Annotated in this window: 23 protein-coding genes and 1 other RNA gene; 7 read left to right on the forward strand and 17 right to left on the reverse strand. The window is 60.0% G+C overall.

The features are described 5' to 3' along the window. The first annotated feature begins 112 nt into the window (after positions 1-112). Entirely contained in the window at positions 113-646 is a 534-nt protein-coding gene (locus BTN45_RS13480; protein ID WP_034496360.1) for an SH3 domain-containing protein, read from the forward strand. Here BTN45_RS13480 and BTN45_RS13485 read toward each other — a convergent pair. Further along, positions 639-1631 carry an adenosine kinase gene (locus BTN45_RS13485; protein ID WP_045533177.1) on the reverse strand — a complete coding sequence of 331 codons (993 nt, stop codon included), beginning with the start codon at positions 1629-1631 and terminating at the stop codon, positions 639-641. The genes BTN45_RS13480 and BTN45_RS13485 overlap by 8 nt on opposite strands. Positions 1632-2095: 464 nt before the next feature. Between BTN45_RS13485 and BTN45_RS13490 the strand changes: the two genes are divergently transcribed. After that, positions 2096-3040 carry an AEC family transporter gene (locus BTN45_RS13490; protein ID WP_004439041.1) on the forward strand — a complete coding sequence of 315 codons (945 nt, stop codon included), beginning with the start codon at positions 2096-2098 and terminating at the stop codon, positions 3038-3040. 5 nt (positions 3041-3045) lie between these two features. Here BTN45_RS13490 and BTN45_RS13495 read toward each other — a convergent pair whose 3' ends face one another. The 9 genes from BTN45_RS13495 to rimP all read right to left on the reverse strand — a co-directional run bounded on the left by BTN45_RS13495 (position 3046) and on the right by rimP (position 14330). Beyond that, positions 3046-4062 carry a class I SAM-dependent methyltransferase gene (locus tag BTN45_RS13495; RefSeq protein ID WP_006699833.1) on the reverse strand — a complete coding sequence of 339 codons (1017 nt, stop codon included), beginning with the start codon at positions 4060-4062 and terminating at the stop codon, positions 3046-3048. Between the two features lie 75 nt (positions 4063-4137). Then, a complete protein-coding gene (gene pnp / locus BTN45_RS13500) occupies positions 4138-6285 on the reverse strand; it encodes a polyribonucleotide nucleotidyltransferase (RefSeq protein ID WP_006699832.1) in 2148 nt (715 codons plus the stop codon). Between the two features lie 279 nt (positions 6286-6564). Then, positions 6565-6834 carry a 30S ribosomal protein S15 gene (rpsO, locus tag BTN45_RS13505; RefSeq protein WP_004439050.1) on the reverse strand — a complete coding sequence of 90 codons (270 nt, stop codon included), beginning with the start codon at positions 6832-6834 and terminating at the stop codon, positions 6565-6567. Between the two features lie 181 nt (positions 6835-7015). Beyond that, positions 7016-7963: a tRNA pseudouridine(55) synthase TruB gene (gene truB / locus BTN45_RS13510; protein ID WP_207588265.1), complete on the reverse strand. Its 948-nt coding sequence runs from the start codon at positions 7961-7963 to the stop codon at positions 7016-7018. 3 nt (positions 7964-7966) lie between these two features. Then, on the reverse strand, positions 7967-8383 hold the full coding sequence (gene rbfA, locus BTN45_RS13515) for a 30S ribosome-binding factor RbfA (protein WP_004439055.1): 417 nt from the start codon (positions 8381-8383) through the stop codon (positions 7967-7969). Between the two features lie 134 nt (positions 8384-8517). Further along, positions 8518-11253, reverse strand: coding sequence for a translation initiation factor IF-2 (gene infB, locus BTN45_RS13520; protein ID WP_004439058.1), 2736 nt, complete (start codon positions 11251-11253; stop codon positions 8518-8520). A gap of 102 nt (positions 11254-11355) precedes the next feature. Beyond that, positions 11356-12057, reverse strand: a complete 702-nt coding sequence (locus tag BTN45_RS13525) for an RNA-binding protein (protein ID WP_035206477.1) — start codon at positions 12055-12057, stop codon at positions 11356-11358. Next, entirely contained in the window at positions 12054-13670 is a 1617-nt protein-coding gene (gene nusA, locus BTN45_RS13530) for a transcription termination factor NusA (RefSeq protein WP_003524306.1), read from the reverse strand. Before nusA ends, BTN45_RS13525 begins: the two co-directional genes overlap by 4 nt. A 63-nt stretch (positions 13671-13733) precedes the next feature. Continuing rightward, positions 13734-14330: a ribosome maturation factor RimP gene (gene rimP, locus BTN45_RS13535; protein ID WP_004439068.1), complete on the reverse strand. Its 597-nt coding sequence runs from the start codon at positions 14328-14330 to the stop codon at positions 13734-13736. 287 nt (positions 14331-14617) lie between these two features. Between rimP and BTN45_RS13540 the strand changes: the two genes are divergently transcribed. Next, positions 14618-16246, forward strand: a complete 1629-nt coding sequence (locus tag BTN45_RS13540; protein ID WP_004439071.1) for an MFS transporter — start codon at positions 14618-14620, stop codon at positions 16244-16246. 162 nt (positions 16247-16408) lie between these two features. On the opposite strand, the gene BTN45_RS13545 is transcribed toward BTN45_RS13540, so the two are convergent. After that, complete coding sequence (locus tag BTN45_RS13545; protein ID WP_207588266.1) at positions 16409-17674, reverse strand: lytic murein transglycosylase; 1266 nt, start codon at positions 17672-17674, stop codon at positions 16409-16411. Positions 17675-17712: 38 nt separating this feature from the next. Then, the gene (recR, locus tag BTN45_RS13550) at positions 17713-18318 is read right to left on the reverse strand and encodes a recombination mediator RecR (protein WP_003507177.1); all 606 of its coding nucleotides are present in this window, start codon (positions 18316-18318) and stop codon (positions 17713-17715) included. 37 nt (positions 18319-18355) lie between these two features. Here recR and BTN45_RS13555 point away from each other — a divergent pair, with 37 nt between their 5' ends. Continuing rightward, a complete protein-coding gene (locus tag BTN45_RS13555; protein ID WP_207588267.1) occupies positions 18356-18991 on the forward strand; it encodes an MOSC domain-containing protein in 636 nt (211 codons plus the stop codon). Positions 18992-19052: 61 nt separating this feature from the next. Here BTN45_RS13555 and BTN45_RS13560 read toward each other — a convergent pair whose 3' ends face one another. The 3 genes from BTN45_RS13560 to ffs all read right to left on the reverse strand — a co-directional run bounded on the left by BTN45_RS13560 (position 19053) and on the right by ffs (position 21450). Beyond that, on the reverse strand, positions 19053-19376 hold the full coding sequence (locus tag BTN45_RS13560) for a YbaB/EbfC family nucleoid-associated protein (RefSeq protein ID WP_004439084.1): 324 nt from the start codon (positions 19374-19376) through the stop codon (positions 19053-19055). 24 nt (positions 19377-19400) lie between these two features. After that, positions 19401-21275, reverse strand: coding sequence for a DNA polymerase III subunit gamma/tau (locus tag BTN45_RS13565; protein WP_207588271.1), 1875 nt, complete (start codon positions 21273-21275; stop codon positions 19401-19403). A 78-nt stretch (positions 21276-21353) separates the two neighbouring features. Next, positions 21354-21450: signal recognition particle sRNA small type (ffs, locus tag BTN45_RS13570), an RNA gene on the reverse strand. A gap of 65 nt (positions 21451-21515) precedes the next feature. Between ffs and BTN45_RS13575 the strand changes: the two genes are divergently transcribed. After that, positions 21516-21944 (forward strand): HIT family protein, encoded by a 429-nt coding sequence (locus BTN45_RS13575; protein WP_006699828.1) that lies wholly within the window; start codon positions 21516-21518, stop codon positions 21942-21944. Next, on the forward strand, positions 21944-22906 hold the full coding sequence (gene nudC, locus BTN45_RS13580) for an NAD(+) diphosphatase (protein ID WP_207588277.1): 963 nt from the start codon (positions 21944-21946) through the stop codon (positions 22904-22906). Before BTN45_RS13575 ends, nudC begins: the two co-directional genes overlap by 1 nt. Before the next feature lie 15 nt (positions 22907-22921). Here nudC and BTN45_RS13585 read toward each other — a convergent pair whose 3' ends face one another. Together BTN45_RS13585 and BTN45_RS13590 are read right to left on the reverse strand one after the other, a co-directional pair. Continuing rightward, positions 22922-23785 (reverse strand): prephenate dehydratase, encoded by an 864-nt coding sequence (locus tag BTN45_RS13585; RefSeq protein WP_004439096.1) that lies wholly within the window; start codon positions 23783-23785, stop codon positions 22922-22924. A gap of 11 nt (positions 23786-23796) precedes the next feature. Beyond that, positions 23797-24552, reverse strand: coding sequence for a 3-deoxy-manno-octulosonate cytidylyltransferase (locus BTN45_RS13590; RefSeq protein WP_004439098.1), 756 nt, complete (start codon positions 24550-24552; stop codon positions 23797-23799). A gap of 149 nt (positions 24553-24701) precedes the next feature. Here BTN45_RS13590 and BTN45_RS13595 point away from each other — a divergent pair, with 149 nt between their 5' ends. Continuing rightward, on the forward strand, positions 24702-25277 hold the full coding sequence (locus BTN45_RS13595; protein ID WP_142182101.1) for a cytochrome c family protein: 576 nt from the start codon (positions 24702-24704) through the stop codon (positions 25275-25277). The last annotated feature ends 72 nt before the right edge of the window (positions 25278-25349 follow it).

Genomic DNA, 25349 nt, shown 5'->3' on the forward strand with positions numbered 1-25349 from the left:
TCTACCAGACCCACCGGCGAAGACAAACAAAACTCGCTGAAGCTTGAGGCACGTGGAAACGAGCCTCCTTAAATATCATCCGGTTTGCAGAAGGCGGGAAACGGAAATGGGCATGCGCAGTGTGGTTTCTATTGTTTGCATTGCATTGTCTTTGGGCCTCCTCGGTGCGGCAACCGACGCCATGGCGCAGGGCGCCGCGAAAGGCGCCAGCGGCCTGCCGCTGCCGCGTTTCGTGAGCCTGAAATCCAAACGCGTGAACATGCGCATCGGTCCGAGCACGGATTACGCCGTGTCATGGATGTATCTGAAATCCGGGATGCCGGTCGAGATCATCCAGGAATATGAAAACTGGCGGCGCATCCGTGATGCCGATGGGACGGAAGGCTGGGTCAACCAGGCCCTTCTCTCCGGTGAGCGCACGGCCGTCGCTGCCCCATGGATGCGCGGCAAGGGCAAGGAAGTCTATGTCAACATGCGTCGCGAGGCGCAGTCCGGCGCAGCCGTCGTGGCACGGCTTGAGCCGGGCGTGGTCTTCAGGATCGGCGAATGCAATGGGGACTGGTGTCGCGCCGAGGCCGGTCAGGCCTCGGGCTGGGTTTCGCAGGGCGAAATCTGGGGTGCTTACCCGGGTGAAGCCTTTAAATAAGGCCGTGCTTCTCGCCAAGCGCCTTCAGCGATGACATGGGACGAGGCCCGACCTGCTGAATGACAGCGGCAGCCGCAAGGCAGCCAAGCTTGCCGCAATCTTCGAGCGACCGGTCCTGCGTATAACCGAACAGGAAGCCGGCGGCGAAAAGATCGCCCGCACCCGTCGTGTCGACCACGTCATGCACCGGATAGGCATCCACCTTCACGCGTTCCGTGCCGCGCATGATAACCGCGCCTTCTTCGCTCATCGTCACCGCCGCGATCTTGCAGTCGGCGGCGATCCTGGTCAGCGCAAGCTCGAAGTCGTCGGTTTCATAAAGGGAAAGCGCTTCCTGCTTGTTGGCGAAAACGATATCCACTGTGCCGGAGCGCATCAGATCGAGAAACTCCTCACGGTAACGGCCGACGCAGAAACTGTCGGAAAGCGTCATGGAAACTTCGCGGCCGTTTTCATGCGCAATGCGGGCGCATTCGCGGATCGCATCCTTGGCGCGCGGCGGATCCCACAGATAACCCTCGAAATAGGTGACCTTGGTCTGCGCCACCACGTCATCTTCCACATCCTCAGGGCCCAGATCGACGCAGGCGCCGAGATAGGTGTTCATCGAACGCTCGCCATCTTCGGTCACGAAGATCATCGAACGGGCCGTTGGCGGAAAGGTGCCTTGCGGCTTGGTTTCGAAATAAACGCCCTGAGCGCGGATGTCGTGCTGGAAGATTTCGCCGAGCTGGTCTTCCGCCACCTTGCCGAAATAGGCAGCCTTGCCGCCGAAATTCGCCACACCCGCCGCCGTATTGCCAGCGCTGCCGCCGGAGGCTTCGAGAGCCGGCCCCATCAGCGAATAAAGCAGCTCTGCCCGTTCTGCGTCTATGAGGTTCATCGCCCCTTTGGTAATGGCATTGTCGTTGAGAAAGCGGTCATCGCAGCGGGAAATGATGTCGACGATGGCATTGCCGACAGTCAGTACGTCAAATTTCGTCATTGGCCCTATCCGGTTCGCACGGCGTGTGCGTCTTTTTTCAAAGGTCTTAAACATTTCTGGCTGCAAGAAAAGCCTAAAGCGGAAATATGCGGTTCTGCGCGAAAGAAGAAAACGCGTCATTTGCCTGTAATATGGTTAAGCTATCTCTGCGACCAGAGCAGAGGTGTGTGAATGCGTACCGAAGTGGAAGACATGAGGTCTTCTGGCTCAACCGTTATCTCCGCCACGGATGTACTGGCGGCATATAACGGACATAAAAGGCGGGGGAGACCCCGCTTTTTCTTTTAGGCAGACGTCACCATCGCATGGGCCGGACGCCCGCCCGGTAGACGTGGTGCGAAGGCTGCCCAGCCTTCCATGCCGCGATTAAAACCGGAACATGAAGCGTTTTCGCGATTCCATTCCGGCCGAAAAGGCTCTAAAGCGGAGTATCCTCCCGCAAAAGCCGCGAAAGCTTTCCCTCCATGTCTGCCGTTGCCGCGAATGTCGCCCCGATTTTCATTCTCATCCTGATCGGCTGGTTGACCGTGAGAGCTGGCCTCTTCCGGGCAGACGCAGGAGAGATCTTGAGCGACTTCGTCTTCAAGATCGCCGTGCCGACCTTGATTTTCCGCACCCTTGCGGAAGCGAATTTCCACGGTGCCTCGCCGTTCCGGCTCTGGCTCACTTATTTTGCTGGCGTGGCCGTCACCTGGACAGTCGGGCATATCGTCACCCGCCATGTGTTCAAGCAGGATGTCCGCATCGCCGTCATTGCCGGCATCTCCTCGGCCTTTGCGAATAATATTTTTATTGGCCTGCCTCTTGTCGGTCGCTCCGTGGGCGACGAAGGGCTGGTTGCCCTTTCCATCCTGCTCGCCATCCACCTGCCGGTCATGATGATCGCCGGCACGATCCTGATGGAAAATGCAACGCACAAGGCAATCGGTGGAGAAAAGCGCAGCACGGCCGCGGTCTTCAAGCAGGTCGGCAGAAATCTCGTCACCAATCCTCTTGTGATTGGCCTCGTCATAGGGCTTTCGACCAATGTTTCCGGTCTGGCGCTGACGCCTGTCCTGAAAACAGTGGTGGATCAGATCGCCTCCATGGCAGGACCCGCAGCCCTGATTTCGCTGGGCATGGCGCTGACGAAATACACCATCCGCGGCAATATGGGCATTGCCGTCACCATGACGTTTTTTAAACTGCTGCTCCTGCCAGCCTGTGTCTGGGCCATGGGCCACGTACTTGGGCTAAGCCGTGAATGGACGGCGGCGCTTGTCCTCACCTCGTCGGTGCCAACGGGCGTGAATGCCTGGCTCATCGCCAACCGTTTCGGCATCGGCCACAGCGTTGCGGCCTCAACCATCAGCATATCCACGGCGACCGGTGTCCTTTCCGTGTCGCTATGGGCCTGGCTATTGAGCTGATTTTCTTACTTCTGGGCGCTCAGAATCTTGAAGCGGGCATTTCGGCATACTTCCGTGCTGGTGCGGAATTCTGCTGCCAACACCGGCTCATAGGGCAGGCCGCGATTGGCGACCATCAGCAACTTGCCACCGCTGCGCAGCGCCCCGGCCGCGGCCTTGATGAAGGCCTGACCCAGCGCTGGCTCCGCCGCCTGTCCACTTGAATGGAAAGGCGGGTTCATGATGATGAGGTCGTATTTCTCCTTCGGCGGCTCGTTTGCCAGATCCTGCCAGAAGAAACGCGCCGTTAGGCGAGGGTTGTTTTCGAGAAGATTGGTCTTGGCGAATTCGAGCGCATTCCAATCCGCTTCGAACAGATCGATACGGGCCGTGCGCGGCGATTTTTCCGCCAGCATGATGGAGAGATAACCCCAGCCGGCGCCGAAATCGGCAGCATTGCCGTCGAAATCGGTCGGCAGGCGCGATGCGAGCAGTTCCGAACCATCATCCACGCGGTCATGCGAGAACATGCCGGGCAGGGCAGTGAAGCGGCCTTCCACCGTCACGGGCTTCTGAGCAAGTTTCGACACGACGGCAGAGATATCGTCCGGCCGTTTGAACCACAGGGCGACGCCGTGATATTTCGGCGTCGAGTCCACCTCGATGCCGAGCTTTGTCAGCGTCTTACGCAGCGTCAGAATACCGTCTTCCTTCGATCCGGCTGCGACGATCAGGCCGCCGGCCTTCACCCGGGAAAGCGCTTCAGCGACACGGTTTTCGTTTTCGCCGCGGTGTTTGCCGCAAAGCAGCAGCGCCGCATCGTAATCTTCGCCCGAAATATCCGGAGTGACCTTTGCACCCTGAGCTTCAAGAGCGCGATAGAGCGGCCGAAGATGCTGAACCGCGACGATCTCCGCGTCGAAACCGTCGAGCCGCGGACCCGCCTCCGCTCCCAGAAAAAGAACGCGTTCGCCGTCTTTCGGCATGGCAAGCATGTCAGAGGCAAAGGGATGGAAAAGGGTTTTTACGGCGTCACGGCTCATGGGAGCATCCTCACGGTAGAATAGAAAAAAGGCGCGGGCAAAACCCGCGCCTCGACAGGATCTGGTGGCGCGGCCTTATTCGGCAGCGGCTTCACCGTCTTCCTTCTTCTTGTCGGCAACGATTTCCTTGCCGCTTTCCTGGTCGACAACCTTCATGGACAGGCGAACCTTGCCACGCTCGTCAAAGCCCATCAGCTTGACCCAGACCTTGTCGCCTTCCTTGACGACGTCCGAGGTCTTGGCAACACGCTCGGAAGCGAGCTGCGAGATGTGGACGAGGCCGTCACGGGCGCCGAAGAAGTTGACGAAAGCGCCGAAGTCGGCGGTCTTGACAACCGTGCCTTCATAGATGGCGCCGACTTCCGGTTCCGCAACGATGGAGTGGATCCACTTGCGGGCCGCTTCGATTTCCTTGCCGGAAGAAGAAGCGATCTTGACGGTGCCGTCGTCTTCGATGTTGATCTTCGCGCCGGTCTTTTCGACGATTTCGCGAATGACCTTGCCGCCGGAGCCGATGACTTCACGGATCTTGTCGACCGGGATGTTCATCACTTCGATGCGCGGCGCAAATTCGCCGAGCTGACCGCGGCTCTCGGTGATGGCGTTGGCCATTTCGCCGAGAATGTGCTTGCGGCCACCCTGTGCCTGCTCCAGAGCGATCTTCATGATCTCTTCGGTGATACCGGCGATCTTGATGTCCATCTGCAGCGAGGTGATGCCGTCAGCCGTACCTGCGACCTTGAAGTCCATGTCGCCGAGGTGGTCTTCGTCACCGAGGATGTCGGAGAGAACCGCGAAACGGTCGCCTTCAAGGATGAGGCCCATGGCGATACCGGCAACCGGCTTGGCAAGCGGAACGCCTGCGTCCATCAGTGCAAGCGAGGTGCCGCAGACCGTTGCCATCGACGAGGAGCCGTTGGATTCGGTGATTTCGGAAACGACGCGCAGCGTGTAGGGGAACTGTTCGGCGGTCGGCAGCATCGGACGGATAGCGCGCCATGCGAGCTTGCCGTGGCCGATTTCACGACGGCCCGGAGAGCCCATGCGGCCTGTTTCACCGACCGAGTAGGGCGGGAAGTTGTAATGCAGCAGGAAGCGTTCCTTGTACATGCCGGTGAGGCTGTCGACATACTGCTCGTCTTCGCCGGTGCCGAGGGTCGCAACAACGATCGCCTGGGTTTCACCGCGGGTGAAGAGCGCCGAACCGTGCGTGCGCGGCAGAATGCCGACTTCGGAAACGATCGGGCGAACGGTCGACAGGTCGCGGCCGTCGATGCGGCTCTTGGTGTCGAGAACGTTCCAGCGAACAATCTTGGCCTGAAGGTGCTTGAAGACAGCGCCGATTTCTTCCGGCGTGTACTTGGCTTCGCCTTCTTCCGGCAGGAAGTGCGCCTTCACCTTAGCCTTGACGGCGTCGACGGCGGCGTAACGGGCGGCCTTTTCGGTGATCTTGTAAGCGTCGCGCAGTTCAGCTTCGGCGAGTGCCAGCATCTCGTTTTCGAGAGCGGAAAAATCTTCCGGTTCGAATTCGCGCGGTTCCTTGGCGGCAACTTCGGCGAGCTTGATGATCGCATCGATAACGGGCTGGAAACCGCGGTGACCGAACATGACCGCGCCGAGCATGACGTCTTCGTTGAGTTCCTTGGCTTCCGATTCCACCATCAGGACGGCGTCCTGCGTGCCGGCAACAACCAGGTCCAGAACCGACTCATCCATCTCGTCGAGATGCGGGTTCAGAACATATTCGCCGTTGATGTAGCCAACGCGCGCGCCGCCGACCGGGCCCATGAAGGGAACGCCGGAAAGCGTGAGCGCCGCGGATGTGGCGATCATGGAGAGGATGTCAGGATTGTTTTCCAGGTCGTGCTGGATAACGGTGACGACAACCTGGGTGTCGTTCTTGTAACCTTCAGGGAAGAGCGGACGGATCGGGCGGTCGATCAGGCGCGAGACCAGCGTTTCGTTTTCGCTCGGACGGCCTTCACGCTTGAAGTAACCACCGGGGATCTTGCCGGCTGCGTAGGTCTTTTCCTGATAGTTGACGGTGAGCGGGAAGAAATCCTGACCCGGCTTCGGAGACTTAGCGGAAACCACAGTCGCGAGAACCATGGTCTCGCCGTAGGTTGCGATGACGGCGCCATCAGCCTGACGGGCAACCTTGCCGGTCTCGAGCTTCAGCGGGCGGCCTGCCCATTCGATTTCCACGGAGTGTTGATTGAACATATCTTGTCCTTGGTTGTGGCTGCCCGCTCGGTCATCGTGACCGGCCGTGGCAGCGCTGTGACTCAATCACGGGCAAGACAGCGGGAGGCTTGGGCAGGCAAGCATCCGGCAATCCTGCCCCATGACAGGTCTGCGGTTGAAAAAGGCGGCACCGGCCCATCCGGTTCACCCTTATCGCCCGGGGGCCACATCTGCGGCAAACGCCCGGAAAATCATGCGGCCTGAAGGGCCGGAATTAAAAACCGGCGGGCATCATTGAGAAACCCGCCGGAAACCTTATTAGCGGCGAATGCCGAGAGCACCGATCAGCTTGGTGTAACGGGCTTCGTCCTTCTTCTTCAGATAGTCGAGAAGCGAACGACGGCTCGAAACCAGGGTCAGAAGGCCACGACGCGAGTGGTTGTCCTTCTTGTGATCCTTGAAGTGACCGGTCAGGTTGTTGATCCGCTCGGTAAGGATTGCGACCTGAACTTCCGGCGAACCGGTGTCGCCTTCCTTCGTTGCATATTCCTTGATGAGGGCGGCTTTACGCTCTGCAGTAATCGACATCGGACGATCCTTTCAGTTTTAAGGAAAACGGGACGCCTAGAGCCGGGATGTCGTCCAGCTCTGGCCATGAAAAGCGAAGGCAAAGCCCAAGCTGGCGCTGCCTATAAACTATTCCGGGTGCAATGGAAAGAGGCGATTGACAGCGCTCCGCCACGCGTCAGCAAACGCGTGACGGTCCGACTCAGCCGAAAACCCTCTTCGGGCGAAACTCGCCTTCGCCGATTTCGCCAATGGCGACCAGCTTGCCATTTGCCGTAGCGTAGGCTTCCGGATGGCTGGCCGGCGCATCGCGCCCGCGCAGCAGGATAGGGTTGCCCATCTTCAGCCGGTGCGCCTGGTCGTCATTGATAATAAGGCGGGGAAGGGCGGAAAGCGCTTCGGCCGTGTCGATCAGATAGGCGTCCAGCGCTTCCAGCCGCTCGTCGCGGTCTTCAACGGCTTCCAGCGCGGTGAGCGTTTCGAGCGGCACCATCATGTCTTCGCCGAATGGAGCGACCATGGTGCGGCGCAGTTCCGAGATATGGCCGAAACAGCCGAGATCGCGGCCCATGTCACGCGCAAGCGCCCGCACATAGGTGCCTTTGCCACATTCCACTTCGAAATGGGCCGTATCGGCATCCGGGCAGGCCAGCAACGTCAAGCGATGGATTTCCACCTCGCGTGCGGGAATTTCCACGGTCTCGCCGTCACGTGCCAAATCATAAGCGCGTTCACCGGCGATCTTGATAGCGGAGAATTGCGGCGGGGTCTGCATGATCACGCCGGTATAATTGGGCAGAAGATCGCGGATCGCCTGCTCGTCCGGGCGCTGATCGGAAGATTCGACCACTTCGCCTTCCAGATCGTCGGTCGTGCGCTGCTCGCCCCAGGTCACTGTGAATTCGTAGATTTTCCGGCCGTCCATGACGTAAGGCACGGTCTTGGTGGCGTCACCAAGCGCGATCGGCAACATGCCGGAGGCCAGCGGATCAAGCGTGCCCGCATGGCCTGCCTTCTGGGCATTGAACAGCCACTTGATCTTGGAGACGGCCTCGGTAGAGCCGAAATCGAGCGGCTTGTCGAGGATCAGCCAACCGGAAATCGGACGGCCCTTGGGTTTGCGGTTCTGCTGTTTGCGTGGTTTGGACATGCTTCAGTTCTGTTCGTCGTCTTTTTCGTTTGAAGGTCCAAGATCGCGCTGCACTTCGGGCGAGCGTAGAAGCGCGTCGATCTTCTGATAATTGTCGAAACTCGTATCGTCGCGGAAACGCAGTTCCGGCATGTATTTCATCTGCCGGAGCTGCGGGCCGAGGCGGCCGCGCATGAACTTGGCATGGCGGTTGAGTGCCGTGATGATATCGGTGTGGTCGGCAACGCCGAGCGGCGTCACGTAAGCTGTCGCGATCTTGAGATCGGGAGACATGCGCACTTCCGAAATGGAAATGACGGTGCTTTCGATCAGATCGTCGCGGACTTCCCCGCGCTGGAGAATCTGGGTCAGGGCGGCGCGCACCTGTTCGCCGACGCGCAGCATGCGTTGGGAAGGGGCCGATGATGTAGCTTTTGCCATGGGTTATGCCTCAAACGGAGCGAGCGCCGGTAAGCCGGCGCCCGACAGTAAAGTCCTGTTTTGCGGCGAGAACGCTCTTTGTTCTATCGCATTTCTGGACGGAAAACCGGGGGTCCACTTTTCCTGGAAATGCTTTAGAGCGTTCTCGTGATGTGTTCGACGCGGAAGCACTCGATGGTGTCGCCGGCGCGGATGTCTTCGTAGTTTTCGAAGGCCATGCCGCATTCCTGACCAACAGGCACTTCGTTGACTTCGTCCTTGAAGCGCTTGAGAGTCTTGAGCTTGCCTTCGTGGATGACGACGTTGTCGCGAACCAGACGAACACCCGCACCACGTTCCACCTTGCCTTCGACGACACGGCAACCCGCGACCTTGCCGACCTTGGTGATGTTGAACACCTCGAGGATTTCGGCATTGCCGAGGAAGGTCTCGCGACGTTCCGGCGAAAGCAGACCCGACATCGCCGCCTTCACGTCATCCACCAGATCGTAGATGATGTTGTAGTAGCGGATCTCGATACCGGCGCGTTCGGAAGCCGTGCGTGCCTGTGCATTGGCGCGAACGTTGAAGCCGATGATTGCGGCGTTGGAGGCCTCGGCAAGCGAGATATCCGATTCCGTGATGGCACCAGCACCCGAATGAACGATACGAGCGCGGACTTCGTCGGTGCCGAGCTTGTCGAGCGAAGCGATAATGGCTTCGACCGAGCCCTGCACGTCTGCCTTGATGACCAGCGGGAATTCCTTCATTCCCGACGTTTGCAACTGGCTCATCATCTGTTCCAGCGAACCGCGCTGGCCGGTCTGACGTGCGACAGCCTTGTCGCGTGCCAGACGCTGGCGGTACTCGGAGATTTCGCGAGCACGGCTTTCGTTTTCGACAACCGCGAAACGGTCACCCGCCGACGGCGTGCCGGAAAGACCGAGAATCTCGACCGGCATGGCCGGACCGGCTTCCTTGACATGTTCGCCCTTGTCGTTAACGAGCGCGCGCACACGGCCCCACTGATCACCGGCAACGATGATCTGGCCGGGCTTCAGCGTGCCCTTCTGAACCAGAACCGTGGCAACGGCGCCGCGGCCGCGGTCGAGCTCGGCTTCGATGACCGTACCTTCCGCCGTGCGGTTCGGGTCCGCCTTGAGGTCAAGGATTTCGGCCTGCAGCAGGATCGCTTCAAGCAGCTTGTCGAGGTTGAGCTTGTTCTTGGCCGAAACTTCGACATCAAGAACTTCACCACCCATCGATTCCACGAAGACTTCGTGCTGCAGAAGCTGCTGGCGAACCTTTTCAGGGTTGGCCTCATGCTTGTCGATCTTGTTGATCGCAACGACGATCGGAACACCCGCCGCCTTGGCGTGGTTGATGGACTCGATCGTCTGCGGCATCACGCTGTCGTCTGCGGCAACCACCAGAACGGCGATATCCGTCGCCTGCGCACCACGGGCACGCATGGCGGTGAAGGCGGCGTGGCCGGGGGTGTCGATGAAGGTGATCTTCTGACCGTTCTTCTCGACCTGGTAGGCGCCGATATGCTGGGTGATGCCACCGGCTTCGCCGGCAACAACGTTCGCCTGACGGATGGCGTCGAGAAGCGAGGTCTTGCCGTGGTCGACGTGACCCATGATCGTCACGACGGGCGGACGCGGCAGCATTTCGCCTTCGTCGTCCGCCTGGTTGAAGATGCCTTCTTCCACGTCGGATTCGGAAACGCGCTTGACTGTGTGGCCGAATTCGACCGCAATCAGTTCCGCCAGATCGGCGTCGATCACGTCACCCGGCTTCATCATCTGGCCTTCCTTCATCAGGAACTTGATGACGTCGACGGCACGTTCCGACATGCGCTGCGACAGTTCCTGAATGGTGATGGTTTCCGGCAGGATCACTTCGCGCATTACCTTTTCGCGGGTCTCCTGCATCTGGCTGCGGCGGAACTTTTCCTGCCGGCGGCGCATGGATGCCATGGAGCGGCCACGTGGCGTACCGTCTTCATCCAGGTTGGACGAGGTAACGGTCAGCTTGCCACGGCGGCGTTCTTCTTCTGTCTTCAGGCGTGCAGCCGGCTTGGCCGGCGCCGGCGCTGCAACCTTGCCACGGACTGGCAGGTTACCACGGCGTGCACCGCGATCGTCCTCCTCGTCGCCGTCAGTGCGGCGACCGCGCGGAGCGGCGGTTTCGGTGGCCGGGCGGGCAGGGGCAGCGGCGGGCTGAGGACGAGCCTCGGCGCGCGGCGCCGGCTGAGCGGCAGAAACCGGCTTCTCAGCGGCCGGTTCGGATTTCGCTTCCGCGGCCGGCTGGCTTGCCGCGAGCTTTGCTGCTTCAGCCTCCTCGGCGGCGCGGCGGGCGGCCTCTTCCTTTTCCGCGGCAATGCGGCGTTCTTCTTCCACCTTGCGGCGAGCCTCTTCTTCGGCGCGCTGCTTGGCTTCAATGACGTCACGGGCCTGCGCTTCCATCAGTGCGCGGCGACGGGCTTCCATTTCACCGGCGGAAAGGTCATGCAGAACATTGCCGCGCGGACGCTCCGGCTGGCGCTGCTGGGGCGCAGACGAGCCGGGACGCTGCTGCTGCGAAGGGGAAGAACCCGGACGCTGCTGCTGGTTGCTGGGCTGGTGGATGCGTGGCTGCGGAGCCTGTGGACGCGGTGCTGCTGCGGCGGGAGCCGCCGGCTTCGGAGCGGGGGCCGCAGCCGAATGTACCTGCTTCTCGTCTTCGGGACGCATGGGGCGGCGCTTGCGTGTTTCCACGACAACCGCGTTGGTGCGACCTCGACCCATATCCTGCCGCACGGTGCCCTGATTCATCCCGCCCGGCTTCAGGGTAAGAGTCTTCTTGGCAGGCGCGTTGAGTGTCTTGTCGTCGTTGTTGTCGGTCATTCCGTTCCCGTTCCTTCGGACGAGAACCGGATGACGTTCATCAGGTCTCGTCGTTCAATTGCTGCATCGGAACGCGGCGACCGTTCATATCGGGCAACCGCGTCATTGTTCTGTCCGGGCAGCGTCGCGTTCCGCATGAGCCCGACCGCCATTGCGGTACTGCTCAAGCATCGTTGCGCGCTTCACTACACCCTCACCCGCCTGCCCTGCAAGCGCGCAGGCATGGATAAAAGCATTCTGGCCCATCAACTCGTCCATTTCGGCTTCGCTAAAGAGCCGGAAGGACGGAATTTCATTGCCGGCATCGCTGCCGAGTGCCCAGGCCTTGCGGGCCTGGTCCAGTTTTCTGACGCCATCGGCCGCAGCGTCGGTCGCGTGAAACACGGCGATCGCGTTCCCGGACCGGACGGCAGCATCGACCTTCGTCGCGCCGCTGATGAACTGGCCCGCCTTGCGCGCCATGTTCATCATGCCAGCCACATGCTGGGCCATCAGACGGTCGAGAAGAGCGAGAAGCTCAGGCCCGGCCTTGACGTCACGTTTCAGAGCCCGCGCGAAGAGCTTCTTCGCGATGGCTTTCTCGATCAGGGCGCGCTCGGGTGTCACCCAGCAGCCGCGTCCCGGCAATTGGCGTTTCAGGTCCGGAACGACGTTGCCGTCCGGGCCTGCGACGAAGCGGATCAGCTCATCTGGCGATCCGCTCTGCCGTGTCACAATGCACATACGTCCATTGACGTCGCCTTTGATCCGCCCGTCATCGTCAGTCTCGGGCAGCTCGTCCGGCTCATGCGCCTGCGATGTCATTCCTGCTCGGCGGTATCCGCCTCCTCGGCAGCTTCCGCATCGGCTTCCTGTTCGGAAGCGAGCTCTTCGGCGGTGATCCAGCCTGCCAGAAGGCGAGCCTGCACCACCATGTTCTCGGCCTCGACGCGCGAAACATCGAGCTTGGAGAAGATGCCTTCGAACTTCTTCGTCTCGCCGTCCTTGCGCTCGCTCCAGCCAACGAGATCGTCCGCTGCGCAGCCGGCAAAGTCTTCGATGGTCTTGATGCCGTCTTCGCCGAGCGCAACCATCATCTGCGAGGTCAGGCCGTCGATCTGGCGCAATTCGTCGGAAACGCCGAGTTCCTTGCGCTTGGCGTCCATTTCGGCTTCCAGGCGTTCCAGATATTCGCGGGCGCGGGTCTGGATTTCATCGGCGGTGTCTTCGTCGAAGCCATCGATCGAGGAGATTTCGTCGAGATCCACATAAGCCAGTTCTTCAACCTGCGCGAAGCCTTCCGAAGCCAGAACCTGGCCGACCATTTCGTCGACGTCGAGCGCTTCCATGAACAGGGCCGTACGCTCGTTGAATTCCTTCTGACGGCGCTCGGATTCTTCCTGCTCGGTCATGATGTCGATATCCCAGCCGGTCAGCTGCGATGCCAGACGCACGTTCTGACCGCGGCGGCCGATGGCGAGCGACAGCTGCTCGTCGGGAACGACCACTTCGATACGCTCGGATTCTTCATCCAGAACGACCTTGGCGACTTCCGCCGGCTGCAGGGCATTGACGATGAACGACGCCGGCTCCTGGCTCCATGGAATGATGTCGATCTTCTCACCCTGGAGTTCGCCGACGACGGCCTGAACGCGCGAACCGCGCATACCGACGCAGGCGCCGACCGGATCGATCGAGCTGTCGTTCGAGATGACGGCGATCTTGGCGCGTGAGCCAGGATCACGGGCAACCGATTTGATCTGGATGATGCCGTCGTAAATTTCCGGAACTTCCATGGTGAAGAGCTTCACCATGAACTGCGGATGGGTACGCGACAGGAAAATCTGCGGGCCACGCTGTTCGCGGCGAACGTCGTAGACGTAGGCGCGTACGCGATCGCCGTAGCGCATGTTTTCGCGCGGGATCATCTCGTCACGACGGATAATGCCTTCGCCACGGCCGAGATCGACGATGACGTTGCCGTATTCGACGCGCTTGACGGTGCCGTTGACGATTTCGCCGATACGGTCCTTGAACTCGTCATACTGGCGGTCACGCTCGGCCTCGCGCACCTTCTGCACGATGACCTGCTTGGCGGACTGGGCAGCGATACGGCCGAAATCCATTGGCGGCAGCGGATCTGCAATGAAGTCGCCGAGCTTGGCGTCCGGGTTGCGGTCGCGGGCAAGCTCCAGCGGGATCTGGGTCGAATAGTCCTCAGCCGCTTCGACAACTTCCAGAAGACGCTGCAGGCGGATTTCGCCGGTCTTGGAGTTGATATCAGCGCGGATGTTGGTTTCCGAACCATAGCGCGAGCGGGCGGCTTTCTGGATAGCGTCGGCCATTGCGGCAAGCACGATTTCGCGGTCGATGACCTTTTCGCGCGCCACAGCATCGGCGATCTGCAGAAGCTCAAGCCGGTTAGCACTCACTGCCATTTTTTTATCTCCGTAAGTCGCATAATTGCGGGGATCGCCCGTTTTCCGGGCTTTACGTTGGAATTAGTCTTCGTCTGCTTCGTTTTCGTCGTTCTGGTTTGCGGCAGCGGCCTTGGCCGCCTTGTCTGCCCGCAGCGCATCACGAATAAGGTCGTCCGTCAGAATGAGCTTCGCATCGGAAAGCGCAGTGAACGGAATAACGACTGTCGGCTCTTCGCCATAAGCGATCTGGTCGCGTTCCAGCTTGAAACCGTCAGCATCAACCTCAACGATCTTGCCGCGAAACCGCTTGCGGTTCTCGACCAGAATGGAGGTTTCGACCTTCACCAGATGGCCCTGCCAACGGGTGAAATCCGATTTGCGAACCATCGGCCGGTCGATGCCGGGCGAGGAAACTTCAAGATGATACGCTTTATCGACCGGATCTTCCACATCAAGAACCGGTGAAATGGCCATGGAAATGGCTTCACAGTCCTCAACGGTCATCGTGCCGTCTTCCCGTTCCGCCATCACCTGCAGCGTCATGCCGTTCTGATTGGAAAGCCGCACGCGCACCAGAACATAGCCCATACCCGTCAGAACGGGTTCGATGATCTCGGCAATACGCTGGTCAATGCCGGTTTCGGTTATAAGTCGCGGTTCGTGTGCGGTGTCTGCCATCTGGCCTTCCGGTTTTGGATTGTCGCCGGGCTTTCAGCCCTCTGTTTCCGGTTCGCCTAACGAAAAAGAGCGGAGCCTTGCGGCCCCACTCTTCATCAAGCGATCAAGAATTTCAGTGGTCATATAGACCCATCGGTGCAGGATTGCAAGGTTTTCGCGGGTAGACTCGCTTCCGGTGCGCCCTCGGCCATATTTTCACCCTTCCCGTGCGGGAAAGGCTGGCATGATTTTCGGCACTGTCTATAGTTGCCGTTTGATAAATCGCAGTTGCATCAAGTGGACAGAGCGTGCCTGACCGTAAATCGCCACTCGCGCCTTTAAGGCATTTGACTTACAGACGAATCTGGATCGCGAGCCTTGCCTCGAATTTCGGTGGACTGATCCAGGCGGTGGGCGCCGCATGGATGATGACGTCGCTCTCCAGTTCGGAAAACATGATCGCGCTGGTGCAGGCCTCCACCTCTTTGCCGATCATGCTGTTCTCGCTGATTTCAGGTGCGCTGGCCGATAGTTTCGACCGCCGCCGCATCATGATTTCGGCGCAGCTGCTGATGCTGACGGCCTCCGTGCTGCTGACGGTCTTTGCCTGGTCCGGCTGGCTCACGCCTTGGCTGCTGCTTTTCTTCACCTTTATGATCGGCTGTGGCACGGCCCTCAACAATCCGTCCTGGCAGGCCTCCGTCGGCGAAATGGTGCCGCGCGAGGATTTGCCCGCCGCGGTCACGCTGAACAGTGTCGGCTTCAATATTACCCGCAGTGTCGGCCCGGCCATCGGCGGTATCATCGTCGCCGCTGCCGGTGCGGCCGCCGCATTTTTCGTGAATGCGCTGAGCTATTTCACGCTGATCTACGCCCTGTTTCGCTGGCAGCCGCCCAAATATGCCTCGACCCTGCCGCGGGAGCAGCTTCTGGCCGCCATTTCGGCCGGCATGCGTTATGTGGCGATGTCACCCAATATCGGCAAGGTGCTGGTGCGCGGCTTCCTTTTCGGCCTTTCAGCCAGCGCCATCCTCGCCTTGATGCCCATCGTCGCCCGCGACCTGGTGGAGGGCGGCCCGCTGACCTATGGCGTCATGCTGGGTGCCTTCGGCGTCGGCGCGATTGGCGGTGCGCTGATCAGCGCGAGATTGCGCGAGGTGCTGTCCAGCGAATGGATCGTGCGCGTCGCATTTCTAGGCTTCGCCTTCAGCGCCGGCGTAACGGCGGTGAGCACGAGCGCGATCATCACGTCACTGGTGCTGACCGTTGCCGGCGCCTGCTGGGTGCTGGCACTGTCGCTCTTCAATACCATTGTCCAGCTCTCCACCCCGCGATGGGTGGTTGGCAGGGCGCTCTCGCTTTACCAGACGCTCACCTTCGGCGGCATTGCGGTCGGCAGCTGGCTGTGGGGTGAGCTGGCGGAAGATTACGGCATTTCCTATTCGCTGCTCTGTTCCTGCGCACTGATGCTGCTCGGTGTCGTCGTCGGCCTCAAGCTCGCGATGCCAGCCTTCGCCTCGCTCAATCTCGATCCGCTCAACCGTTTCGTGGAGCCGCCGCTAAGACTGGACATCAAGCCGCGCAGCGGGCCCATCGCCATTCTCATCGATTATGAAATCCATGACGAGGATCTCGGCGAATTCCTGCCGCTGATGGCCGAGCGCCGCCGCATTCGCATTCGTGACGGCGCGCGCAACTGGAACCTGATGCGGGATCTCGAAAACCCCGACATCTGGACGGAAAGCTACCACGTGCCGACCTGGGTGGAATATGTCCGCCATAATCACCGCCGCACCCAGGCAGATGCAGAGGCCTGGGACCGGCTGCTGGAGCTTCACCGCGGCAAGACGCGGCCACGGGTGCACCGGATGATCGAACGTCAGACCATCCCGCCGACCGACGATATCTTTCACAAGCCTCATACCGATCAGCATTGAGAGACGATGGATAAGTGAGTGGCGATGCCCTTCCCACTCACTCCCCGTCATCCTCTGGCCTGTCCCGAGGATCCAAACACCTATCATTAAATCAATCGGTTGCAGATGCTCGGGACAGGCCCGAGCATGACGGAGGAGAGTTTTCACACGCTGCCAGCAACGCTACTTCAGCTTCGCCTTCAACGTCGCATCGGGAAAGCAGGTTGGAGCGAGCCCGTTTTTCGACTGCCAGTCCCCAAGCGAGCGGCGCGTCTTGAAACCGGCGAGGCCATCTGCCTTGCCGACATCGTAGCCCTTGGCGACCAACGCCTTCTGCATCGCTAAAACATCCGAGCGCAGCATCGATCCGACATTGCCCCATTCCCCCTGGAACGGCCCCGCGCCGTGGGCGATGCGGTCAGCGAGATTGCCGATGAAGAGCGCATAGAGATCGGAATTATTATATTCCTTGATGACGTAGAAATTCGGCGTCACCACGAATTCCGGCCCATGCCGCCCAGCCGGGACCAGCATCATGCCATCGGCAGAGAGGTCATTGGCCGGGAAGGCTTTTCCGGAAATGCGTGTGATGCCCATTTTCGCCCAATTCGCCACAGGTCGTGCGAGATCAGGCCCTTCCTGCGCGCAGGAAACATTGGCGGGGATCGAGACTTCGAAACCCCAGTCGCGATTGCGTTGCCAGCCGCGCTGAGAAAGATAGTTAGCTATGGATGCCAACGCGTCCGGCACGGAGTTCCAGATGTCACGGTGGCCGTCGCCATCAAAGTCCACGGCATACTTCAGATAGCTCGACGGCATGAACTGCGGCTGGCCGAGCGCACCGGCCCAGGAGCCCATCATGCGAGAGGCCGCGATATCGCCACTCTCGACGATCTTCAGCGCATCGATCAACTCGGCGCGAAACATCTCCTTGCGGGTAGACATATAGGCTTTTGTGGCCAGCACATCGACGACGGAATGCGGCAGCTTGGCTCGGCCGAAACCGGATTCGCGGCCCCAGATCGCAACGACGATATCACCCGGCACACCGTATTTCGCCTCTATCCGGCGCAGCGTCGCCGCGTGGGTGGAAGCAAGCGAACGCCCGGTGGCGGCAAGACCCTGCAGCCGCTTTTCCGAGAAATAGGCGCCGGGCGAGGAAAATTCCGCCTGGCTCTGGCTCTGCTCCTTTGGCGGCTTCTGGCCGGGAATGACGAGATCGGGCAGGTTCCAGCTGATGGAGAGACCGCTGAGCGTGGCCTCAAGCGTCCTTTGCGAAATGCCGGCCTTGCGCGCTTCCGGCCAGATTTCCTTTTTCAGCCAGGCATTAAATTCGGCATCATATCGGGCTGCTGCTGCTCCTGTCGGTGCCGATTGCGCCAACGCCGTCGTTGCTGAAAAAACGGAAAGAAGGGCAGCCAGTGCCTTCGGGGCAAAACGGTTTCGCATTCGGTCTCCTCTTTGAATGACGGGGAGGGAGGGGGACTTCAGATTGTCGTTCGCGCCCGAAGTGCCGCCGTCAAAGTGCCCTCGTCGAGATAATCGAGCTCACCGCCCACCGGCACGCCATGCGCAAGCCGGGTGATCTTGATGTCGAGACCGGAGAGGCGGTCGGTGATGTAATGGGCGGTTGCCTGCCCTTCCACCGTCGCATTGACGGCGATGATGAGCTCGCGAATGCCGCCGGCGCTCACGCGGTCGATCAGGCCCTTGATGTTCAGGTCCTCCGGCCCGACCCCGTCGAGCGGCGACAGAGTGCCCCCCAACACGTGATAGGCAGTGTTCATCGCACCTGTCCGTTCCAGCGCCCAGAGATCAGACACATCTTCCACCACGATGATGACCGACTGGTCGCGCCGGTCGTCGGCGCAGACGGTGCAGGGGTCTATCGTATCGACGTTGCCGCAGCAGGAGCAGATCTTCACCTTGTCATAGGCCTCGCCCATGGCATGGCCCAGCGGCCCCAGAAGCTGTTCCTTCTTCTTGATGAGATGCAGTGCTGCCCGCCGCGCCGAGCGGGGCCCAAGCCCCGGCACTTTTGCCAGAAGCTGGATCAGTTTTTCGATTTCGGGGCCGGTGACTCGTTTTGCCATGAGCGCTTTCTACTGCATAAATTAGGAAACGGGAATCATGAAGCGCAAAGGGTTGTCCATGAAAATCAGGGCGGTGTGCCGGGGCGAGGCGAAAAGGCTGCCGGGAAAGACCATGAAGACGGGCATCTTCAAACATGCCGTGCAGGGTCCCGTCATGGTCGATGCGGAAGGCATCGTCAGTGACGCCGTCTGCAATCGCAAACATCACGGCGGGCCGGATCAGGCGATTTACGTCATGGGCTCCGCCGATCTCGACTTCTGGTCGCGCTCTCTGGGCTTTGCGGTCGAGCCCGGGTTTTTTGGTGAGAACCTCGTTCTTGATGGTGTCGACAGCGCAAAACTCCACGTTGGCGACAGGTTCTCGGCAAATGACGTTGAGCTGGAAGTGACCGCCACCCGCATTCCCTGCGCCACCCTGTCGGTTCGCATCGGCGATCCCGATTTCGCACCGCGTTTCCGTCAGGCGGGCCAACCGGGGTTCTACTGCCGGGTGCTGAAAGGGGGCATGTTGGCTGCCGGGGAGGATATCGTATTCAAACCCTATCAGGGATTAAAGCTGCCAATACCGACCATTCTGCAGCGCTTTCGCCCCATGCAGCTCAACGCAGCCGAACGCCGGGCCTTTCTGGAAACGCCGCTGGCGAGCCGGTTTCGCGCGATGCTGGAAGCTTGAAGCCGTGATGGGACGAGGGCGTCCGCTCCATGCGCTTCGCCCTCTCTTTAGATCGGTTATATCAGAACGGCAGCTTCATGCCGGGCGGCAGCGGCAGGCCGGCGGTCAGCCCAGCCATCTTTTCCTGCGCCTGCGCTTCGCCTTTCTGCTTGGCGTCCTTATGCGCTGCGACGATCAGGTCCTCAAGGATTTCCACCTCGTCTTCCTTCAACAGCGAGGGATCGATTTTCAGGCCGCGCATTTCACCCTTGCCGTTCAGAATGACGGTTACCAGACCGCCGCCAGCACGCCCCTCGATTTCGAGCGCAGCGATTTCTTCCTGCACCTTCTCCATCTTGGCCTGCATTTCCTTGACCTTGCCCATCATGCCCATGATGTCACGCATGTGCCAATCTCCTGTTCTTTTTGTTTAAAACTCGATGTCGTCGCCGGGAAGGATGTCGCCTTCGCTCGATTCGGCAACCGATGGCGGCGCGATCTCTTCAGCCTCATCCTGTGCGGCGGCGCGGATGCGCACGTCGGTAATTTTTGCGCCGGGAAACTGCGCCAGGATGGCAGCCACATCAGGGTCCTGGCGTGCATCGACAAGACGCGCGTCCCGTGCGTTGCCCTCAGCCTCGACAAGGGTCGGTTCCCCCTGCTCCTTGCTGAGGCTGATGATCCAGTGGATGCCGGTCCATTCCTTGAGCTTGACGCCAAGTTCGCCGGGCAGGGAGCCGGGGGCACCTTCCCCGAGGCGCATATCGAGCCGGCCAGGCTCCAGCCGTACCAGCCGTACAAAGTTGCGCACTTTCGCCCGCATGACGGGATCGCGGTTCTTCTGACACAGATCGGCAATATCCTGCACGGAATTGACGGGAACTTTCGGCTCCGGCCGCTCCTCCGTTTTCGGTGCTGCGACCTGCATCTCCTGCGGGCGGCTATCTGGAATGGCGCGCAGTATGGCGGAGGTCTGTGGCGTTGCCTGGCGCTGGGTGGGAAGATCGACAGGTCGTCCCGCGGCCACGGTCTGTGCTGACGAATAGGCGCGCGCACCGCCGCCATTGCCGCCGCCGGAAGGTCCGCCATTGGCGTAACCCCCGTCACCGTTCGAAAGCTCCAGCAAGCGCCGGGCAGCATCTTCGGGTGCGGGAAGATTGGCAGCGTGCGCCAGCCGGATGAGAACCATTTCGGCAGCACCGGCCGGGCGCGAGGCGTTTTCCGTTTCCGGTATGCCCTTCAGCAACATCTGCCAGATGCGCGAAAGCGCGGTGACCGCAATCGTGTCGGCAAATTCCGCACCGCGCACGCGCTCTATTTCAGAAAGCGAGGGATCTTCCGCTGCATCCGGCACATATTTCATGCGGGTCACGAGATGGGTGAAATCGGCGAGATCGTTAAGGACCACAACCGGGTTCGCGCCCGCCTCATATTGACCGTTGAATTCCGACAGAGCGGCCGCGACATCGCCTTTGACGACGTGCTGGAAGAGATCGACGATGCGGGCCCGGTCGGCAAGACCGAGCATGCCGCGTACCGCTTCAGCTTCCACCCGGCCACCGCCATGTGCGATTGCCTGATCGAGCAGCGACAGGCCGTCACGGGCAGACCCTTCCGCCGCGCGGGCGATCATCGAAAGCGCCTGCGGTTCGGCTTCGAAACCTTCCTTGCCAGCGATGGCGGTAAAAAGGCCGACGAGATCGGCGGCACTGATGCGGCGCAGGTCGAAACGCTGGCATCGTGACAGAACCGTGATGGGAACCTTGCGGATTTCCGTTGTGGCGAAGATGAACTTCACATGCTCCGGCGGCTCTTCCAGCGTCTTGAGCAGGCCGTTGAAAGCCTGCGTCGACAGCATGTGCACTTCGTCGATGATATAGACCTTGTAACGCGCCGAGACAGGGCGATAACGCACCTGTTCGATGATTTCGCGAATATCGTCGATGCCGGTATGGGAGGCGGCGTCCATCTCGATCACGTCGACATGGCGACCTTCCATGATCGCCTGACAATGTTCACCGGGAATGCGCAGATCGATGGTCGGCTTGTCGATGGTGTCGGTTTTGTAATTCAGCGCTCGGGCGAGAATGCGGGCCGTGGTCGTTTTGCCCACGCCGCGGACGCCGGTCAGCATATAGGCCTGCGCAATACGTCCGGTCTCGAACGCGTTTGTCAGCGTGCGGACCATCGGCTCCTGTCCGACCATCAGATCGGAAAAATCCTTCGGGCGATATTTGCGCGCCAGTACCCGATAGCCGGTCCCGACCTGGGATTCGCTTGATGTGGTGGGTACGCTGTCGTTCATCGCCTCGCCAGTTTGTTTTGCCAGTTTGTCTTGGGGCGCTGAACTGGCCCGGCGAAAGCTGAGCACGTCTTTTAAAAGGTGGGAGGCTGGCACGGCGACCCGTGCCGGGCTCGTTAGGGCTGCTTCCTTCCGGACCTGACCCGGTTGGCGAGTGGCTCGTCCACCACCAACCTCCCGGGGCCACATATCGGCAATATCGACAGCAAATGCAAGCCAAGCATTCAAAAAACTGCTATCACAATGAAAACAAACATGGAGGACACCTTGGAGACATTCCAGCTGGACGAAAGACTGGCGCGCGATAGCGTGCTCGTGACGCGTTTGGGGCTATGTGAACTGCGTTTGCAAAATGACAGCCGCTGGCCATGGCTGGTGCTGGTGCCGCAGCGAGAGGGCGTCAGCGAGCTGTTCGATCTTACTCCGCTTGATCAGGCCGTGCTGACATTCGAGACCAATCTTGTCGCGTCCGCCTTGAAAGAAATTACCGCGGCCACCAAGATCAATGTGGGCGCTCTGGGCAACATCGTCCGGCAACTGCATGTCCATATTATCGCCCGCAATGAAGGCGACACCTGCTGGCCCGGCCCCATCTGGGGTCACGGGACGCCCGTGCCTTATGCCGCGGGCGAAAAGGAAACTTTGATGAAAAAAATCTCCGGCGCACTCTGATGATTTCCATGAAAATTTTTGAAACCACTGCCCCCCATCCCGAAGCAAGTCTGCTGACGGCTTTTTCCAAAAATGCCCTCGACCGTTTCGCGGAAAAGCGGACGGAGGAATGCGTTGCCGATGCGCTGAAAATAGACGGCACCCATATTTTTGCCTTTTCCGGCAACCGGCTTGTCCTGAAGCATGACGAGCAGGTCATCGACCCCCTGTTTTCCGCCTATGAGCTGGCCGAATTGCAGCCGGATTTCGACAATGCCGTCCTGCTTGGATATCGGGAGACGGGCGAACCGCGAATCGCCGTTCCGGTTGCCGTGGCCGAAGACCAGCTGGCGAGCCACTACAAACTTGCCGATGCCCGCACGCTTTATCGCGATCACCTGCTGGAAGAGGAATTGCTGAGTGAGGTCGCCCAGGCCGTCAGCCTCACACATTGGAACGCCGACAACCGCTTTTGCGGGAAATGCGGTGGAGCCATGGAGCTGCGAATCGGCGGCTACAAGCGCATCTGCGCCGACTGCAGCCACACTATCTTTCCACGCACCGATCCCGTCGTGATCATGATGACGATCGACATCGAGCGCGATCTGTGCCTGCTTGGCCGCGGAGCGCATTTTGCGCCGGGCATGTATTCGTGCCTCGCCGGTTTTGTGGAGCCGGGCGAGACCATCGAACAGGCTGTTCGCCGTGAAACGCACGAGGAATCCGGTGTCGAAATCGGCCGCGTCCGTTATCACGCCTCCCAGCCTTGGCCGATGCCGCATACGCTGATGATCGGCTGTTATGCCGAGGCGTTGTCTTTTGAGATCGCACGCGATGAGGTCGAGCTTGAGGATTGCCGCTGGTTCACGCGGGAAGAGGTGGCAAAGATGTTGGAGGCCCCGGCGGGCGAAGGTCTTTCTGCGCCGCCCATGGGAGCCATCGCGCATCGCCTGATGCGCGACTGGGTGGAATGGCCGAAGTAGGAGATCGCGGCAGGCTCAGCTCTGGTTGAGCTTGCCGCGCATCGCATGGCCCTTGTAGACGCCGAGAATGCGGACTTTTTCAGAGAAGAAGCGCAGCTCGTCCAGCGCATGCCGCACGGGTTCGTCATCGGGATGGCCTTCAATGTCGGCATAAAATTGCGTCGCCACGAATTTGCCGCCGAGCTGGTAGCTTTCGAGCTTCGTCATATTGATACCGTTCGTCGCAAAGCCACCCATGGCCTTGTAGAGTGCCGCGGGAATGTTGCGGACGTTGAAAACGAAGGTCGTGACGACGATTTCTTCGCTCGACTGGCGCTTGGCCCAGTTTTCATCGCGGGAAAGCACGACGAAGCGCGTGACGTTGTTTTCCGAATCCTCGACATTCTCGGCGAGAATATCGAGACCGTAAAGGCTGGCGGCAAGACGCGGCGCAAGCGCCGCCATGCTGCGGTCGCCCGTTTCGGAAACGAGCCTTGCCGATCCTGCCGTATCGCCGGCGATGACGGGTTTCCAGCCGTTGGAACGAATGATCTTGCGGCACTGGCCAAGTGCGTGGATGTGGCTGTGGACGGTGCGGATTTCGTCCTTTTTCACGCCCGGCATCACCATCAGCTGAAAGCGGATCGGCATGAAATATTCGCCGATGATATGCAGGCGCGATTCCGGCAGCAGGTGATGAATATCCGCCACGCGGCCGGCCAGAGTGTTTTCGATCGGGATCATGCCGAGATCGGCTTCGCCGTTTTCAATGGCGTTGAACGCATCCTCGAATGTCGGACACGGCAATGGTTCCATGTTCGGAAACATGTCGCGGCAGGCCATGTCGGAGTTCGCGCCGAATTCGCCCTGAAAGGCAATGCGATTGGTGATCAAGCTCATGGGACTGTCCGTTAAAGGGTTCTGCTTGCAAGAATTTTGCGGGCTTTTTCGAGATCGTGCGGTGTATCGACACCGAGCGGTACGGAGCGGACGATCTCGGCATCAATGCGCATGCCCGCTTCGAGAGCACGCAGCTGCTCCAGCCGCTCGCGCTTTTCCAGCGGTGAGGGCGGTAGACTCACGAATGTCTCGAGCGCAGCACGGCGATAGGTGTAGAGCCCGATATGATGATAAAGCGGCCCCTCGCCGTAAGGCGCGGTGGTGCGGGTGAAATAAAGCGCGCGCAGACGTGTTTCGGAAAGTGGGCTGCCCACAACTTTCACTACGTTCGGATTGGTTTTTTCTTCCTCGTCGGTGATTTCGACCGTCAGTGTCGCAATGTCGACGGCGGCGTTCTCCAGCGGGCGCAACGAGGCGCGTATAGTTTCCGCCTCGATGGTTGGAAGGTCGCCCTGAACATTGATAACATATTCCGCCTTGCCATAGGGGTCGGCCTTCTGCAGCGCTTCGAAAATGCGATCCGAACCGGATTGATGGTCGTCACGCGTCATCATCACGTCGAAACCGGCATTTTGAACCGCCGAAAATACCTGTTCGTCATCGACCGCGACGACGATTCGCTCCGCGCCGGCCTCACGTGCCCGCTGCGCAACCTGCACGATCATCGGCTTGCCACCAATGTCGGCAAGCGGCTTGCCGGGCAGGCGCGTGGAGGCCATTCGCGCCGGTATGAGGACGACAGCTTTCTCGAAATCCCGATTATTCATCCGACACCCTTCAAATCCCGCCCGAAAAGTGTCAAAACGTCACGGTGTGGGGAGCATTATTCAAGTTGCGCAGGCTGTGCAAAAGCCATAGCTTTCGAGCAATTTCAAGATGCCCGTTATATCGAGCGGATGCGAGGGAGCGCGTTTAGATGAATTCTTATGTTAATATGGGCGTTGGGGCGTTTCTGGGTACAGTATTCGTCCTGATGTCGGTGTCGATTGCGTCCGAGGGCATTTTCCATGCGCCCGCGCCCGAAAAGGAAGGTTACGCCATCGTCGCGGAAGAAAGCAGCGGCGGAACGGGCGGCGGAGAAGCGGCGGCTGAGGCCACCCCGATCGCACAGTTGCTCGCCAGCGCGGACGCCGCCAAGGGCGAAGCGGTCTTCAAGAAATGTACGAGCTGTCATACCGGAGAGAGTGGTGGTGCAAACAAGGTCGGCCCCAATCTCTTCGATGTCGTCAACCGGCCGATCGCCAGCCACGAAGGTTTCAGCTACTCCGCAGCGATGAAGGATTTCTCCAAGGGTGGAGCCGAGCACTGGGATTACGATCATCTCAACTATTTTCTTGAAGCCCCGAAAAAGCACGTTCCAGGCACGGCCATGGGCTTTGCGGGTGTGAAGAAAGAAACGGAAAGAGCAGATCTTATTGCCTATCTCCGCACGCTGTCTGCGAACCCGGCGCCGCTGCCGGACCCGGCTGCAGCTCCCGCGCCGACAAATTGAAGGTGACGACAGTTCATGAGAAAAGCCCGGCAGAGATGCCGGGCTTTTCTTTTCGCAATCTTGCCTTGCCTC

It is taken from the genome of Rhizobium sp. ZX09 (genome assembly GCF_017357485.1).
Classification (GTDB): domain Bacteria; phylum Pseudomonadota; class Alphaproteobacteria; order Rhizobiales; family Rhizobiaceae; genus Agrobacterium; species Agrobacterium pusense.